Raw genomic sequence first — 14,868 nt, forward strand, 5'->3', positions numbered from 1 at the left:
ATAGATGAAAAAAGCTCTTGTTTTCATTCTCACCTGTGTCTTTGTTATAAGTGCTTACAGCCAGAATAAACGGTTTACGATAGTGTGGAAGGATGCTGTAAATGTTTCAACATCAGAAAAGCGTGTGGAAGTTCCCGGTTTTGATGCCGAGAATTTTTCATATTCTGAAAGTGAAGGAATACGCTATTATAATCAATGGAAGGAGACTCATAATTTTTCGCCAAAAGGCGCCAGCATTTCTGAAATTAGCTATGAAACGATTTCTACTTCCGAATTAAAGGACCTAAATCCCGATTTTATACCTAAAACGGCCGATTTTAATATTACTAAATCAATAGCCAGAGGTGAAACTTTTGCCACTGTGTCTCTTTCTCCCATATTTAATGACAACGGCATTTATAAAAGGGTGACAGCTTTTACAGTAAACTATGGTTTGGCAGCCACAGCGCAGCAAAGAACCGCAACATTAATAGATGATATTCCAAAGTCTAATTCTGTGCTGGCGAGCGGAGATTTTTATAAATTCTATGTAGACACTACCGGCGTATTTAAAATAGATCGTCGTTTTTTAAACGATCTCGGGATGAACGTAAATGCGATCAATCCCGAAACGATCAAGATCTATGGTAACGGTGGGGCGATGCTCCCGCTAAAAAATGAAGATAATACACTTTTTGATCCGCGTGAACTTGCAATTGAGGTCGTGGGCGGTGAAGATGGTTCTTTTGATAATGAAGATTATGTTTTATTCTATGGGGAAGGCACCCGTGTTTATAATGCTGAAAGTGAAACGCACGTGAATGCATATGACGACAGGTCATATTATTTTATAACTGCCAGCGGTTCTGCGGGAAAGCGAATAGCGCCCATGCAGCAGCCTGAAGCTAATGCCACAGAAGCCATAACTACTTTTGATGATTATCAGTTTCATGAGGTAGATACAGAGAATCTTTTGCGGCTGGGCAGGAGATGGTTTGGTGAGCGCTTTGATTTTGACAACGAGCAGCATTTTAAGTTTAACTTTCCTAATCTAATACAGTCAGAACCTGTGAAGGTTAGAATATACGTGGCAGCAATTTCAGATTCTCAAACTTCTTTTGAGTTTACACTAAATAATCAATCCGGGGGAACAATTGAGCTTGCGCCAATAACTGATGCTGTTCTGGCAAGAAATAATTTTTACGATACTTTTAAAAGTCAGTCAAATTATCCCCCTGTAAAAATCGGTAGTTCTGCGGTAGATATCGGTCTAAATTACCTAAATAACGGCGATCCTTCTAGTGTGGGTTATCTTGATTTTATTGCTTTAGAGGCGGTGCGCGAACTTAAAGGAGCGGGAACGCAATTGGCTTTTCATAAAAATAGTTCTGCCAGTTCTATAGGTATAGGTGAGTACACAGTAAGTGATGCGGCTCAATTCACACAGATTTGGGATGTTACAAATCCTTCATCTGTTACTTATGTAAACAATACAGAAAGTTCATCTACAATAAGCTTTAAAGCTCAACTGGGGTTTTTGCGTAATTATGTGGCTATAGATCCCAATGACTTTTACGAGCCTTTAATTGAAAATGGAAATACCAGGGTCGCTAATCAAAATCTAAAAGGGACGATCTTTAATGGTGCAAATGGCTTTGAAGATGTAGATTATTTAATGATCACTTCAGACCTTTTAAAAGGTCAGGCAGAAAAATTAGCCCAGCACAATAGAGATTATAGAAATCTAAATGTAAAACTAGTTACGCTGCGCGAAATATATAATGAGTTCAATTCAGGAACCGAAGATATAGGCGCCATTCGCAATTTTGTACGCTACGTATATGATAATGCGTCCACTCCTGAAAACAGACTTAAATATCTCTGTCTTTTTGGGGATACTTCTATAGATTATAAAGACAGAATTTCGGGAAATAATAATATAATACCCACATTTAATACATACTACAGCTTTTCTGAATCGCAAAGTTTTATGAGCGATGACTTTTACGGGTGTTTAGATCCCGGTGAAGGTATTCTTGAAGGTAGCAGCCCTGCGGGAAGTGGTGGTTCAGATATGCTTGATATTGCAATAGGTCGCATTCTGGCAGATAATCCACAGCTGGCAAATGAAGTTGTAGATAAAATAATTAATTATGACACGCGAACATCTTACGGGAGATGGCGCAATAATTTTGTGTTGATCTCAGACGATGTAGATTTTGCATGGGAACATACAGAATTGCAAACTACTCTAGATAGATTAGGAGATAGAATTCATGAGGAAAAACCATTTGTAAATGTTATAAAAATACACAGCGACAGCTATGAGCAGCAGTCATCTGCTGGTGGTGATCGTTACCCGCAGGTAAATGATGCGATATCAGACGCTATAGAAGTGGGTGCTCTTGTGGTAACGTATCTGGGTCATGGTGGGGAAGATGCTCTTGCTTCAGAATATATTTTTACCAGACAGAATGTACAGAATCTCAATAATGAAGAGCGCCTGCCGGTAATAGTAACGGTAACCTGTGAATTTACACGCTTTGATAACCCAACCCGGCCTGCGGCCGGCGAGGAGTTATTCTGGAATGCTAACGGTGGTGCTGTAGGTTTAGTGGCAACTACGCGTGAAATATCAGTAAGTCTGGGTGTGACTTTTAATGAGCGACTAGCCGCTAATCTTTTTGCGTATGGCACAAACGATATACGAAGCGTTGCAGAGAATTTGCGAGAAACTAAAAATAGGATCAGTGATTCTAAACGCCGCGTTATTTTCTATATAGGTGATCCTGCCATGAAGCTCGCTTTTGCGAAACCGGATATAAGATTAACTGCTATAAATGAAATTCCTATCACACAAAGTATAGATACGCTTAAAGCGTTAGGACGAGTTAACATAACAGGTGAAGTAGTAAGCCCTGAAGGGAATTTGCTTTCAGATTATACAGGTACGTTGGCAGCCACTATATATGATAAGAATATAGACAGGCAAACTTTGGGTAATGACGGTACAACAGGATCAAATGGTGAATTGTTAATACTCGATTTTCAAACTTTAGGAAATATTCTTTATCGCGGCCAGGCATCTGTAAATAATGGAAAATTTAGTTTTGATTTTGTTGTTCCAAAAGATGCCACTATTCCCTACGGAAATGGAAGAATTAGTTTTTATTCAGAAAGAGAAGGAGTGCTGGAGGATAATACGGGAGTAAATAATGAGATAATCGTGGGAGGTTTAAATGAAAACGCCCCAGAAGATAATGAAGGACCCATTATTAAAGCCTATATGAATGATGAGAGCTTTGTTAATGGCGGTATTACAAACACATCACCCTTTCTTTTAGTTAAACTGGAAGATGTAAACGGGATAAATACCTCGAGCGGGATAGGTCATGATCTTGTTGCTATTCTTGACGGCGATGAGACAAATCCTATTATACTTAATGATTTTTATGAGAGTGATGTAGATAACTTCTCTTTAGGTACTGCGTTACGTAAATTAAGAGATCTCGAGCCGGGTTTGCATACGGTTACCATTAAAGCGTGGGATACGTATAACAATTCTTCTACCGTTGATCTTCAGTTTGTGGTTGCCGGTGATGATGATATAGAATTAGAAAATGTTCTTAATTATCCCAATCCTTTTGTAAATTATACTGAATTTTGGTTTAACCATAATAGACCTTTTGAACCGCTTGATGTACAAGTGCAGATTTTTACCGTAAGTGGTAAAGTTGTTAAAACTATAAATCAGAATATTGTGACCTCTGGCTTTCTATCACGAGAGATAACCTGGGATGGTCGCGATGACTTTGGTGATAGAATTGGTAAAGGTGTTTATGTATATAAGATTACCGTAAAATCTACGTTAACCAATAAGCAGGTTGAAAAATTTGAGAAACTGGTCATCCTGTAATCATTAAAATATATATTTGTTTAAAGTCCTATACTTGAAAATGAGAAAATCTATTCTATTTGTTACTCTTGCTGCTATTTTTGGAAGCAATGCAATTAATGCGCAGGATAATCAGGAAAGCAGAGTAATAACAACAGGAGTTCCCTTTTTATTAATAGCCGCAGATGCTCGTTCTGCAGGTATGGGTGAGCAGGGTGTCGCCACCAGCCCAGACGCATATTCACAACAGTGGAATCCCGCAAAATATGCTTTTATTGAGCAGTCGCAAGGCGTGGGTGTAAACTATACTCCTTATTTGAGTCAATTAGTTAATGATATATTTCTTGGTCAACTTACCTATTATAACAGGCTTAATGAAAGAAGTGCTGTAGGAGCGAGTTTCAGATATTTTAGCCTTGGTGAAGTAGAATTAAGACAAACAGCAGACGAATTAGGGATTACAGAAAAACCTAATGAATTTACTTTTGACCTTTCTTATTCATTACGTTTAAGCGATCAATTCTCTATGGCTGTAGCCGGTCGTTATTTACGCAGTGATTTAAGGATTCCGGATACTAACGGAGATGCTTCAGCAGCAGGATCTTTTGGGGTAGATATTGCTGGTTATTATCAATCTGAAGCTATTGTTTACAATGATTTTGACGGGAGATGGCATGCAGGTTTCAATATTTCTAACATTGGGCCAAAAATAAAATATGACGATGCAGGTCAGGAAAATTTTATTCCCACTAACTTAAGATTAGGTGGTGGTTTTGATTTTATACTTGACCCGTATAATACAATAAATGTAGGTTTAGAATTTAATAAACTACTAGTTCCTTCTCCGGGTGATCTTAATGGTGACGGAGTTTATGACACTGAGGATGCGCAGCTTTATAATGATATAGGTTTCTTTAACGGGATATTTAAATCATTTGGTGATGCTCAGGACGGTTTTAGTGAAGAGATAAAAGAGGTTACCTGGTCTTTAGGTGCAGAATATGTTTACAACGACGCTTTCTCACTGCGTACAGGTTACTTTAATGAGAGCGATATGAAAGGAAGCAGGAAATTTGCAACCTTAGGTCTGGGCTTTAAATACACTACAATAGATATAGATGTATCATATTTGTTCTCAACTTCAAATGTGAGAAATCCATTAGAGAATACACTTCGTTTTGGTATTACCTTTGGGTTTGGAGACGAATACACCGAATACTAGCCTATGAAAAAAATTAAAATTGAGTCAGATCTGGAAGTTTATGATAGTTTAGATGAACTTTCGGCAGAGATTCAATCACTTATGAGTGCTGCATTTGAAGCTCGCGATAATGCCTACGCTCCCTATTCAGAATTTCATGTAGGTGCCGCCATTCTTCTTGAAAATGGTGAAGTGGTAAAAGGTAGTAATCAGGAAAATGCTTCTTATCCTTCAGGTTTGTGTGCAGAACGTACAGCTATTTATTATGCGGGTGCAAATTATCCCAATGTAAATATTGATACGATCGCCATTTCAGCGAAAGCTAAAAATAAACCCACATTGACTCCCATACCACCTTGCGGTGCCTGCAGACAGGCAATAGCAGAATATGAGGTTAAGCAAAAGAAGCCTATTAAATTGTATTTTATGGGTGAATCTGGTAAGGTATTAAAAAGCCATTCACTGGAGAATCTTCTTCCATTATTGTTTACTCAGGACTACTTGTAAGCTTTTATTTATTTTTTAGGAAACGCTTTCAGGATTCTTATTGTTTATGCTATTTTTGTTATTCGCTTTTTTTGAGCGTCATGGTGTATCGATAAACCAAGTTTGATGAAAGAAATTACCAAAGATGTATACCTTAACTGGTATGAAGAAATGCTCTTCTGGCGAAAGTTTGAAGACAAATTAGCACAAGTATATATACAGCAAAAAGTAAGAGGTTTTCTCCATTTATACAATGGTCAGGAAGCTATTCTTGCTGGTGCTCTGCATGCGATGGATCTGTCTAAAGATAAGATGATCACTGCTTATAGAAACCACGTTCAGCCTATAGGTATGGGAGTTGATCCTAAACGTGTAATGGCAGAATTATATGGAAAGAAAACCGGTACTTCTCAAGGTTTGGGAGGTTCTATGCATATCTTTTCTAAAGAGCATCGTTTTTACGGTGGTCATGGTATCGTAGGTGGTCAAATACCTTTAGGTGCGGGTCTTGCTTTTGCAGATAAATATTTTAAAAGAGATGCAGTAACTCTCACCTTTTTTGGTGACGGTGCTGCTCGTCAAGGTTCACTTCACGAGACTTTTAACATGGCGATGACCTGGAAGCTTCCTGTTGTTTTCTGTGTAGAAAACAATGGTTATGCGATGGGGACGTCTGTTAAGCGTACTGCAAACCATGAAGATATCTGGAAACTTGGTCTTGGTTATGAAATGCCATGCGGCCCGGTTGATGCTATGAATCCTCAGGCGGTTGCAGAAGCTTTAGATGAAGCTATTGCGCGGGCAAGAAGAGGTGACGGGCCTACGTTTTTAGAGATGAAAACTTACCGTTATCGTGGCCACTCAATGAGTGATGCTCAAAAATACAGAACAAAAGAAGAGGTTGCAGAATATCAAAAAATTGATCCTATAACTCAGGTTAAAGAGATACTTCTAGAGAAAAGTTTTGCAAGCGAAGAAGAGATAAAGAATATTGATAAACGTGTGAAAAAACGGGTTTCTGAATGCGAAAAGTTCGCAGATGAAAGCGATTTTCCAGATACAAGTTTAATGTATGACGTAGTTTACGATCAGGAAAACTATCCATTCTTATCACATAAACCAGAATAACTATGGCAGAAGTAATAAAAATGCCCCGCCTAAGCGATACAATGGAAGAAGGAACAGTAGCTTCCTGGTTAAAGAAAAAGGGAGATAAGGTTTCAGAAGGCGATATACTGGCAGAAATAGAGACAGATAAAGCAACGATGGAGTTTGAGTCCTTTTATGAAGGAACTCTGCTTCATATTGGTATACAAGAAGGTGAAACGGCTAAAGTTGATGCTCTTCTGGCCATAATTGGCGAAGAAGGTGAAGATATATCAGGTCTGTTAAACGGCGATGAAAGTTCTGAAGATTCTAAAGCGGAAGAAGAAGCAGAAGATGATACCGCTGAAGCGGAAGAAGAAACTGAATCTGGAGAAGGTGCTGATGATGTAGATGAGTCTGAAGATGAGGGCAGCGGTGAAGAATCTGAAGGTGAAATTCCTGAAGGGGTTGAAGTAGTAAAAATGCCTCGCCTAAGTGATACGATGGAGGAAGGAACAGTTGCTTCATGGTTGAAAAAAGAGGGAGATAAGGTAGAAGAAGGAGAAATTCTTGCTGAGATCGAGACAGATAAAGCAACGATGGAGTTTGAATCTTTTTACAAAGGAACACTTCTACATATTGGTATACAAGAAGGTGAATCTGCAAAAGTAGACTCACTTCTCGCAATAATTGGCGAAGAGGGAACAGACGTTTCAGGTATATTAAAGAGTTTTAAATCTGGAGGAGCTTCTAAGGCAGAACCTAAAAAATCGGTTAAAGAAGAGTCAAAATCGGAGGAAAAGGCTGAAAAACCAGAAACTAAGAAAGAAGAGTCTAAAAAAGAGGAAAAGAAAGAAGAACTAAAGAATAAAGAAACTGATTCTTCAAAAATGGCTGGTGAGGCGAAGTCTTCTTCAACAGCAGACGGTAGAATTTTTGCGTCACCATTAGCAAAAAAACTAGCTGAAGATAAAGGTATAGATATTTCTAAAGTAAAAGGTTCTGGAGATAATGGTCGTATTGTACGTCACGATATAGAAAATTACACCCCTTCTGGCGGTGGTGCATCTTTACAGTTTGCTCCTACAGGTGAAGAAAGTTATGATGAGATAAGCAATTCTCAAATGCGTAAGGTGATTGCTAAGCGTCTGGGTGAATCTAAATTCACTGCACCGCATTACTATTTAAATGTTGAATTTGATATGGAGAATGCTATGGCTTTCCGTGCTCAATTCAACCAGCTGCCAGAAACGAAAATATCTTATAACGATATGGTGGTAAAGGCTACAGCGCTCGCTTTAAAAGAGCATCCTCAGGTAAACTCACAATGGTTTAGTGATAAGATGCGTCTTAATCATCATGTTCATATGGGTGTTGCTGTAGCGGTACCAGATGGTCTTGTAGTGCCGGTAGTTAATTTTGCTAATGAAAAGTCACTTCAGCAGATCAATGCAGAAGTGAAAGATCTAGCAGGCAAGGCACGTAATAAGAAATTAAAGCCCGAAGAAATGCAAGGCAGTACTTTTACCATTTCTAATCTTGGTATGTACGGTATTAAGCACTTCACTTCAATTATAAATCAGCCTAATTCTGCTATACTTTCAGTAGGTGCGATCATAGAAAAACCTGTTGTTAAGAACGGTCAGATAGTAGTGGGTCACACGATGAACTTGTCACTAGCTTGTGATCATAGAACTGTAGATGGGGCAACTGGGTCAGAATTTTTACTAACCCTGAAGAAGTATATTGAGAATCCGGTTTTAATGCTGGCTTAATAGTAAGTACTAGAATTTAATAAAAATCCCATCGCCTACCGATGGGATTTTTTTATCTTAGAAGAATGAAAAAAATAATCCTTTCCGGCTTGTTATTAAGCCTATTTGCTTGTGGCAGCTCAGGCGAAATAAAAGAAGTTGATGCTAATGCCGCGTCTCAATCTAATGTGAATACCGTTTCAACCGCTGCAGCATCTAGCACTTCTTCATCAGCTCCATCAAGCCAACCTGTAAAGCAAATAGTGAAATCTGCAGATGTAAAAAAACATCTCACCTATCTAGCTTCAGATGAACTTCAGGGTCGTGCAACAGGAAGTGAAGGTATAGAGAAGGCTGCTGAATATATTACTAAGCAGTTTGAGAAAAGTGGTATAAAACCCTATTTTTCGACCTATAGAGACGATTTTGATGCAAAAGGCAAAAAGGGCTTCAATATCGTAGGTATGATTCCGGGAACAGACCCACAATTAAAGGATGAGTTTGTGATTATAGGAGCTCACTATGACCATATTGGTACTGCAGAAGCAGTAGATGGTGATACGATCGCAAATGGCGCTAATGACGATGCTTCTGGGACGACTGCTGTGATAGAACTAGCAAAATATTTCGCTAAAGCGAAAAATAATAAACGCAGTATGATCTTCACACTGTATGCGGGGGAAGAAATGGGCCTTCTTGGGTCAAAGCATTTAGCACAGAGATTAAAAGATGAGGGTCTGGATCTTTATACAATGTTTAATATAGAGATGATGGGTGTTCCTATGCAGAATAAGGATTTTCTGGTTTATTTGACTGGTTATAACAATTCAAATATGGCAGATAAATTCAATGAATACTCAGGTCGTAAAGTGATGGGTTTTCTGCCGCAGGCACAACAATATAATCTGTTTAAGCGCAGCGATAATTATTCCTTTTATGAAGCCTTCAAAATGCCGGCACAGACTGTGTCAAGTTTCGATTTTACAAATTTTGACTATTATCATAAAGTAGGTGATGAAGCAGATAAAATGGATTTTGAATTTATGGCAAAAGTGATCAATAATCTTATTCCGGGTGTAGAAGGTATGGTTAATAGCGCACAACAGGAAATTGAGTGGAATGAGTAAAAAGAATATTATTGTCACAGGAACCAGTAGAGGGATAGGTTATGAGTTGGTTAAAACGTTTAGTAAGCAAGGTTTTAATGTTCTCGCTCTTTCAAGAAACGCCGAGCCTATTAAGAAATTGAACCTAGCCAATGTTGTTGCCGTTCCTTTTGATATTACCTGTGAAGGTGATATACAGGATGTTGTACAGTTTGTTAAGAATAAATGGGAGTCTGTAGACATATTAATTCACAATGCCGGGGCATTACTCAATAAACCCTTTGAAGAAATTAGCTCATCAGAATTTGCAAGAATCTATGAGGTGAATGTTTTTGGGGTAGCTGCTTTAACAAGAGAGTTGTTGCCATTTTTAAAACAACATTCTCATGTCCTTGCAGTAAGCAGTATGGGTGGAATACAGGGAAGTATGAAATTTCCGGGTCTGGCCGCTTACAGCTCCAGTAAAGGTGCTGTAATTACATTATTTGAATTATTGGCAGAAGAATATAAAGAGAATAATATTGCATTTAATACGCTGGCATTAGGAGCGGTGCAAACCGAAATGCTTGAAGAAGCTTTTCCGGGTTATAAAGCCCCGTTAACGGCAGAAGAAATGGCAGATTATATAAGCGATTTTGCTTTAACCGGTAATAAATACTATAACGGAAAGGTACTTCAGGTATCAGCTTCCACACCTTAATGTATGAAGGAAGTACTTGCTAATTATATACCTAATCAAGCAGTAGAACCAATTTTTGAACTTATCAAAAATCTGGGAATCCATTTAAAGATAGTTAATGAAAGAGTGACAAGGCATGGTGATTACAGGCGTCTGCCAGATGGGGGTCACCAGATCACGGTCAACACTAATCTCAATTCTTACAGATTTCTAATAACCCTTATTCATGAAATAGCTCATCTGGTTGCTTTTAAAAAATACGGAGCCAGAATTAAGCCTCATGGGGCAGAGTGGAAGCATACTTTTCAGCAATTAATGCTGCCATTTTTAAGACCGGAAATATTTCCGTCGCAGATACTTCCATATCTTGCCAGACATTTTAAAAACCCCAAAGCCAGTAGCGACACAGATGCCAGACTTTCTTTGGCTTTAAAACAATTTGACCCGGCGAACGATAAAAACTTTATATTTGAAATACCTCAGGGTAGCCTTTTTAGAATTTATAATGGTAAGATTTTTAAAAAAGGAGCTAAACGTGTGAAGCGATTTGAATGTACTGAGACTGCTACCGGGAAAATCTATTTATTTCAACCTAACGCAGAAGTAGAACTAATCTAGAATACTAGAAGATATGACTAAAAACCAAAATTATTACGCAGTTATTATGGCTGGGGGTGTAGGCTCTCGCTTTTGGCCTTTAAGTACAATGGAATTTCCAAAACAATTTCATGATATACTGGGTGCGGGAGAAACCTTAATTCAGCGCACATTCAGTCGCATATCACAATTGGTTCCAGAAGAGAATATTCTTATTCTTACTAATGAGCGTTACAAAGGTTTAGTTAACGAGCAGATTCCACAGATTAAAGATGCTAACATTGTACTTGAGCCGGCAATGCGTAATACGGCGCCTTGTATACTGCTGGCTGCTTTAAAAATACAAAAGGTAAACCCTGATGCGGCAATGATAGTTGCACCCAGCGATCACTGGATAGAAGATGAGAAAGCTTTCGCGAAAGATTTAAAAAAGGCTTTTAAAGCGTGTAAGGCGCAAAACAAGGATGAAACAACTGACAAATTACTGGTTACTTTGGGTATTAAACCCACCTTTCCTCATACAGGATATGGTTATATAGCTTACGAAACCGGAGAAGAAAAGGTAAAACATGTATCTGCATTTACAGAAAAACCAGATTATGAGACTGCGCAGAAATTTCTGGCTCAAGGTAATTATTTATGGAATGCAGGTATTTTTATCTGGAGTGTAAAAGCAATTACAGAGGCTTTTCAAAAATATATTCCCGATATGTATGCTCTTTTTAGTAAGGGAATTGAAGTTCTAAATACTGAAAAAGAACAGGATTTTATTGATAAATTCTATCCTGATGCCGAAGATATAAGCATTGACTACGGGATTCTTGAAAAAAGCGCTAATGTAGGAGTTATACCTGCAAGTTTTGACTGGAGTGATCTGGGTGCATGGGGATCTCTTTACGATAAAATGGATAAGAATGTCGAGCTTAATGTGATAATTAATGCGCGTGTAGTAGCCTCTCACTCTTCGGGGAATTTGGTTAGAACCAAAAGGAATAAAGTAGTCGTGCTTGATGGTTTAAATGACTTTGTGGTTGTAGATAACGATGATGTGTTATTGATCATGCCTAAAAGCCAGGAACAGCAGGTTAAAAAGATGAGACAATTGGTTAAAGAGCAATATGGTCAAGATTTAGTTTAAGATATGGAGCACGATTCTTCCCCTAAAAATTCTGAAATTGAAGTAAAGGATAATATTACCAAAGACGCTCAAAGTCTGTGGCAGAATATTAAAAGCTTTCTTTCAGAATTACTTGATATCCGCAGTGATACTGATCGTGATTCTACAATTGAGGCTGTTAAAAAGGATATTCCTTTTAAAGGTCACAATGCATGGATTCTTGTATTTTCAATCTTTGTTGCATCTATTGGGCTCAATGTAAGTAGTACAGCAGTGGTGATAGGCGCTATGCTTATTTCTCCTTTAATGGGTCCTATTGTGGGGGTTGGTCTTTCTGTGGCTATTAATGATCTAGATACTTTAAAAAGATCGCTTATCAATTTATCTGTAATGGTGGTACTCAGTGTGCTTACTGCTACTATATATTTTTCTGTTTCACCGTTAACCGAATTAACACCAGAACTTGAAGCTCGTACCTATCCTACGATTTTAGATGTTTTAGTGGCGATTTTTGGTGGTCTGGCGTTGATTGTTGCTAAAACTAAAAAAGGAACTATAGCCAGTGTAATTTTTGGTGTGGCAATCGCTACGGCTTTAATGCCGCCACTCTGTACAGTTGGGTATGGCCTTGCTGTATGGGATTTCTCTTACGCCGGGGGTGCCTTATATCTTTTTTCAATTAATGCGGTATTCATAGCACTTTCTACTTTCGTTGTAGCAAAATTATTAGGTTTCCCGTTAGTTAAATATGCTAATTCTAAGCGTAGAAAACGCACGGCTCAACTTGCTTCATTAATTGCAATTATTGTTATGGTACCCAGTGTGTATCTTTTTTGGAATTTACTACAACAACAGGTATTTGAGCAGGATACCAAACAATTTGTCGAATCGATTATTCGCTATGAGGGCGCAGAGGTAGTTAAGTTTTCGCAGGATTACAAGAGTAAACAAATTGATGTTTACCTTATAGGAGCTTTAGTGCCACGGGACAAGATTCAGGAATGGTTAAGAGAACTTAAAGAATCACAAGAATTAGCAGATGTGGATCTCAAAATACATCAGGGTTCAGATCAATCTTCTGCAATGGCAGAGCAGTTAAGCAGTCAGGTAAAATCAGGTATTCTTGAAGATCTGTATGTGAATAATCAACAAGCGCTTTCTGATAAGAATTCACAAATTTTATTACTTGAAGAAGAGATAAATAAACTGCGCGCTTCTGCAATTCCTTTTGAAAATCTGAGCAAAGAAGTGAAGATAAATTATGAAGGTATTGATAGATTTGGTTTTTCAAACATCGTCAATACCGATTTTAAAAAATCTGATACAATCCCTACATTTTTGGTAAAATGGAATAAAGAAGTTGCACAAAATGACAGAGCAACTCAGCAGCGAAAATTAGGGGAGTGGCTTAAACTAAAGTATAATCTTGATACGCTTGTAGTGTCTCAGTACTAACTATTCTTCTGCACTTTCATTAAGTGATTCTCTTACTTTTTTGAAAAGGTCTGAAGAATAAACGAAGTTCGTTACATCTTCATTATCAGTTCTAAAAATCTCATCTTTAGTCCCTTCCCAGGCAAGATGTCCTTTTTGTAAGAACACAATTTTTTCACCTATCTCCATAACAGAGTTCATGTCATGAGTATTAATCATGGTCGTGATATCATACTCTTTAGTGATTTCCTGTATAAGATTATCTATTAAGGTAGCCGTACGAGGATCGAGACCTGAGTTAGGTTCATCACAAAAAAGATATTTAGGATGATTTACAATAGCTCTTGCTATTGCAACTCGTTTTTGCATTCCACCAGAAATTTCAGAAGGTAGTTTCTTATTTGCGTTAGTAAGATTTACGCGCTTTATAACTTCGTTAGCGCGATCAAGCCTTTCAGTTTTTCTTAGTTTAGTAAACATACGTAGAGGGAACATAATATTCTCTTCTACTGTCATAGAATCAAACAGGGCGCTTCCCTGAAAAACCATTCCCATTTGCTCTCTTAGCTTTCTTTGATCTTCAGGGTTAAGCTCAGAGTAAGCCTCACCATCATATAATATTTTGCCTTCAGTAGGTCTAAAAAGACCAAGCAAACATTTTAAGAATACCGTTTTACCAGATCCACTCTGCCCAATAATGAGATTAGTCTTGCCTTTCTCAAAAGTGGTGCTAATCCCTTTAAGAATCATTTCCCCGTCAAAGCCTTTCTTTAAATTCTGTACCTCTATCATTAGCTTAGGAGTAGTTGAGTTATAATATAATTAGCAAGAATAATAGCCACACTCGTCCATACGAAAGATGTGGTGCTTGCCTTACCTACTTCAAGAGCGCCGCCACGCATATAATAACCCTGATATGCAGGTATTGTAGCTAAGATCATTGCAAATACAAAGGTCTTTATAAAGGCATAAACGAGATGAAAGGGTATAAAATCGTCCTGAAGACCGCTAATAAATTGGTCGCCAGATGTAAAACCTCCATAAACACCAGCGATATAGCCCCCCATTATTCCTAAAAACATAGATATAGCTATTACAAACGGATAAAAAAGCATGGCTACAATTTTTGGCAGTACCAGGTAGTTTAGGGAATTGATACCCATAACCTCCAGAGCGTCAATTTGCTCTGTTACGCGCATGGTCCCTATACTTGAAGTAATAAAAGAACCCACTTTACCAGCCATAATTATAGATATGAACGTGGGTGCAAATTCTAAAATAATAGACTGGCGTGAAGCAAAACCTATAAGTGATTTAGGAATTAAAGGATTATCCATATTAAGCGCAGTCTGTATAGCCACAACACCGCCTACAAAAAAAGATATAAAAGCAACTATACCCAGAGATCCTATAATAAGGTCATCTATTTCTTTCAAAATCAATTGGCGCAATACAGATGACTTGGTAGGCTTGATAAAAACACCTTTAATCATTATAAAGTAAAGGCCAATGTCCTTTAGGTAACTCATAGCTT

At 38.0% G+C, this 14,868-nt stretch carries 12 protein-coding genes; 10 read left to right on the forward strand and 2 right to left on the reverse strand.

Annotated features, from left to right (window positions below):
* The first annotated feature begins 4 nt into the window (after positions 1-4).
* The 10 genes from porU to ACH3O9_RS10305 all read left to right on the forward strand — a co-directional run bounded on the left by porU (position 5) and on the right by ACH3O9_RS10305 (position 13,355).
* Positions 5-3,895 carry a type IX secretion system sortase PorU gene (gene porU / locus ACH3O9_RS10260; protein ID WP_416440064.1) on the forward strand — a complete coding sequence of 1,297 codons (3,891 nt, stop codon included), beginning with the start codon at positions 5-7 and terminating at the stop codon, positions 3,893-3,895.
* Between the two features lie 40 nt (positions 3,896-3,935).
* A complete protein-coding gene (gene porV, locus ACH3O9_RS10265) occupies positions 3,936-5,096 on the forward strand; it encodes a type IX secretion system outer membrane channel protein PorV (protein WP_416440066.1) in 1,161 nt (386 codons plus the stop codon).
* A gap of 3 nt (positions 5,097-5,099) precedes the next feature.
* Positions 5,100-5,582, forward strand: a complete 483-nt coding sequence (gene cdd, locus ACH3O9_RS10270; protein ID WP_416440068.1) for a cytidine deaminase — start codon at positions 5,100-5,102, stop codon at positions 5,580-5,582.
* Between the two features lie 105 nt (positions 5,583-5,687).
* Positions 5,688-6,689: a pyruvate dehydrogenase (acetyl-transferring) E1 component subunit alpha gene (gene pdhA / locus ACH3O9_RS10275; protein WP_416440070.1), complete on the forward strand. Its 1,002-nt coding sequence runs from the start codon at positions 5,688-5,690 to the stop codon at positions 6,687-6,689.
* A 2-nt stretch (positions 6,690-6,691) separates the two neighbouring features.
* Positions 6,692-8,422: a pyruvate dehydrogenase complex dihydrolipoamide acetyltransferase gene (locus ACH3O9_RS10280; RefSeq protein WP_416440072.1), complete on the forward strand. Its 1,731-nt coding sequence runs from the start codon at positions 6,692-6,694 to the stop codon at positions 8,420-8,422.
* Positions 8,423-8,487: 65 nt separating this feature from the next.
* Positions 8,488-9,528: a M28 family metallopeptidase gene (locus tag ACH3O9_RS10285; RefSeq protein ID WP_416440074.1), complete on the forward strand. Its 1,041-nt coding sequence runs from the start codon at positions 8,488-8,490 to the stop codon at positions 9,526-9,528.
* Entirely contained in the window at positions 9,521-10,207 is a 687-nt protein-coding gene (locus ACH3O9_RS10290; protein WP_416440077.1) for an SDR family NAD(P)-dependent oxidoreductase, read from the forward strand. The genes ACH3O9_RS10285 and ACH3O9_RS10290 overlap by 8 nt, the downstream gene beginning before the upstream one ends.
* 3 nt (positions 10,208-10,210) lie before the next feature.
* Positions 10,211-10,804: a SprT-like domain-containing protein gene (locus ACH3O9_RS10295; RefSeq protein WP_416440079.1), complete on the forward strand. Its 594-nt coding sequence runs from the start codon at positions 10,211-10,213 to the stop codon at positions 10,802-10,804.
* A 13-nt stretch (positions 10,805-10,817) separates the two neighbouring features.
* Positions 10,818-11,921 carry a mannose-1-phosphate guanylyltransferase gene (locus tag ACH3O9_RS10300; RefSeq protein ID WP_416440081.1) on the forward strand — a complete coding sequence of 368 codons (1,104 nt, stop codon included), beginning with the start codon at positions 10,818-10,820 and terminating at the stop codon, positions 11,919-11,921.
* Between the two features lie 3 nt (positions 11,922-11,924).
* Positions 11,925-13,355 carry a DUF389 domain-containing protein gene (locus ACH3O9_RS10305; RefSeq protein ID WP_416440083.1) on the forward strand — a complete coding sequence of 477 codons (1,431 nt, stop codon included), beginning with the start codon at positions 11,925-11,927 and terminating at the stop codon, positions 13,353-13,355.
* Here the strand turns inward: ACH3O9_RS10305 and ACH3O9_RS10310 are convergent, their stop codons facing one another.
* Together ACH3O9_RS10310 and ACH3O9_RS10315 are read right to left on the reverse strand one after the other, a co-directional pair.
* The gene (locus tag ACH3O9_RS10310; RefSeq protein WP_416440085.1) at positions 13,356-14,126 is read right to left on the reverse strand and encodes an ABC transporter ATP-binding protein; all 771 of its coding nucleotides are present in this window, start codon (positions 14,124-14,126) and stop codon (positions 13,356-13,358) included.
* Positions 14,126-14,863 (reverse strand): MlaE family ABC transporter permease, encoded by a 738-nt coding sequence (locus tag ACH3O9_RS10315; protein WP_416440087.1) that lies wholly within the window; start codon positions 14,861-14,863, stop codon positions 14,126-14,128. Before ACH3O9_RS10315 ends, ACH3O9_RS10310 begins: the two co-directional genes overlap by 1 nt.
* Between the last annotated feature and the right edge of the window lie 5 nt (positions 14,864-14,868).

The organism is Leeuwenhoekiella sp. A16 (assembly GCF_047946675.1).
Classification (GTDB): Bacteria; Bacteroidota; Bacteroidia; order Flavobacteriales; family Flavobacteriaceae; genus Leeuwenhoekiella.

Coding starts and splice junctions, on each gene's coding strand:
- porU (WP_416440064.1), top strand. CDS start 5: ATGAAAAAAGCTCTTGTTTTCATTCTCACCTGTGTCTTTGTTATAAGT.
- porV (WP_416440066.1), top strand. CDS start 3,936: ATGAGAAAATCTATTCTATTTGTTACTCTTGCTGCTATTTTTGGAAGC.
- cdd (WP_416440068.1), top strand. CDS start 5,100: ATGAAAAAAATTAAAATTGAGTCAGATCTGGAAGTTTATGATAGTTTA.
- pdhA (WP_416440070.1), top strand. CDS start 5,688: ATGAAAGAAATTACCAAAGATGTATACCTTAACTGGTATGAAGAAATG.
- ACH3O9_RS10280 (WP_416440072.1), top strand. CDS start 6,692: ATGGCAGAAGTAATAAAAATGCCCCGCCTAAGCGATACAATGGAAGAA.
- ACH3O9_RS10285 (WP_416440074.1), top strand. CDS start 8,488: ATGAAAAAAATAATCCTTTCCGGCTTGTTATTAAGCCTATTTGCTTGT.
- ACH3O9_RS10290 (WP_416440077.1), top strand. CDS start 9,521: ATGAGTAAAAAGAATATTATTGTCACAGGAACCAGTAGAGGGATAGGT.
- ACH3O9_RS10295 (WP_416440079.1), top strand. CDS start 10,211: ATGAAGGAAGTACTTGCTAATTATATACCTAATCAAGCAGTAGAACCA.
- ACH3O9_RS10300 (WP_416440081.1), top strand. CDS start 10,818: ATGACTAAAAACCAAAATTATTACGCAGTTATTATGGCTGGGGGTGTA.
- ACH3O9_RS10305 (WP_416440083.1), top strand. CDS start 11,925: ATGGAGCACGATTCTTCCCCTAAAAATTCTGAAATTGAAGTAAAGGAT.
- ACH3O9_RS10310 (WP_416440085.1), bottom strand. CDS start 14,126: ATGATAGAGGTACAGAATTTAAAGAAAGGCTTTGACGGGGAAATGATT.
- ACH3O9_RS10315 (WP_416440087.1), bottom strand. CDS start 14,863: ATGAGTTACCTAAAGGACATTGGCCTTTACTTTATAATGATTAAAGGT.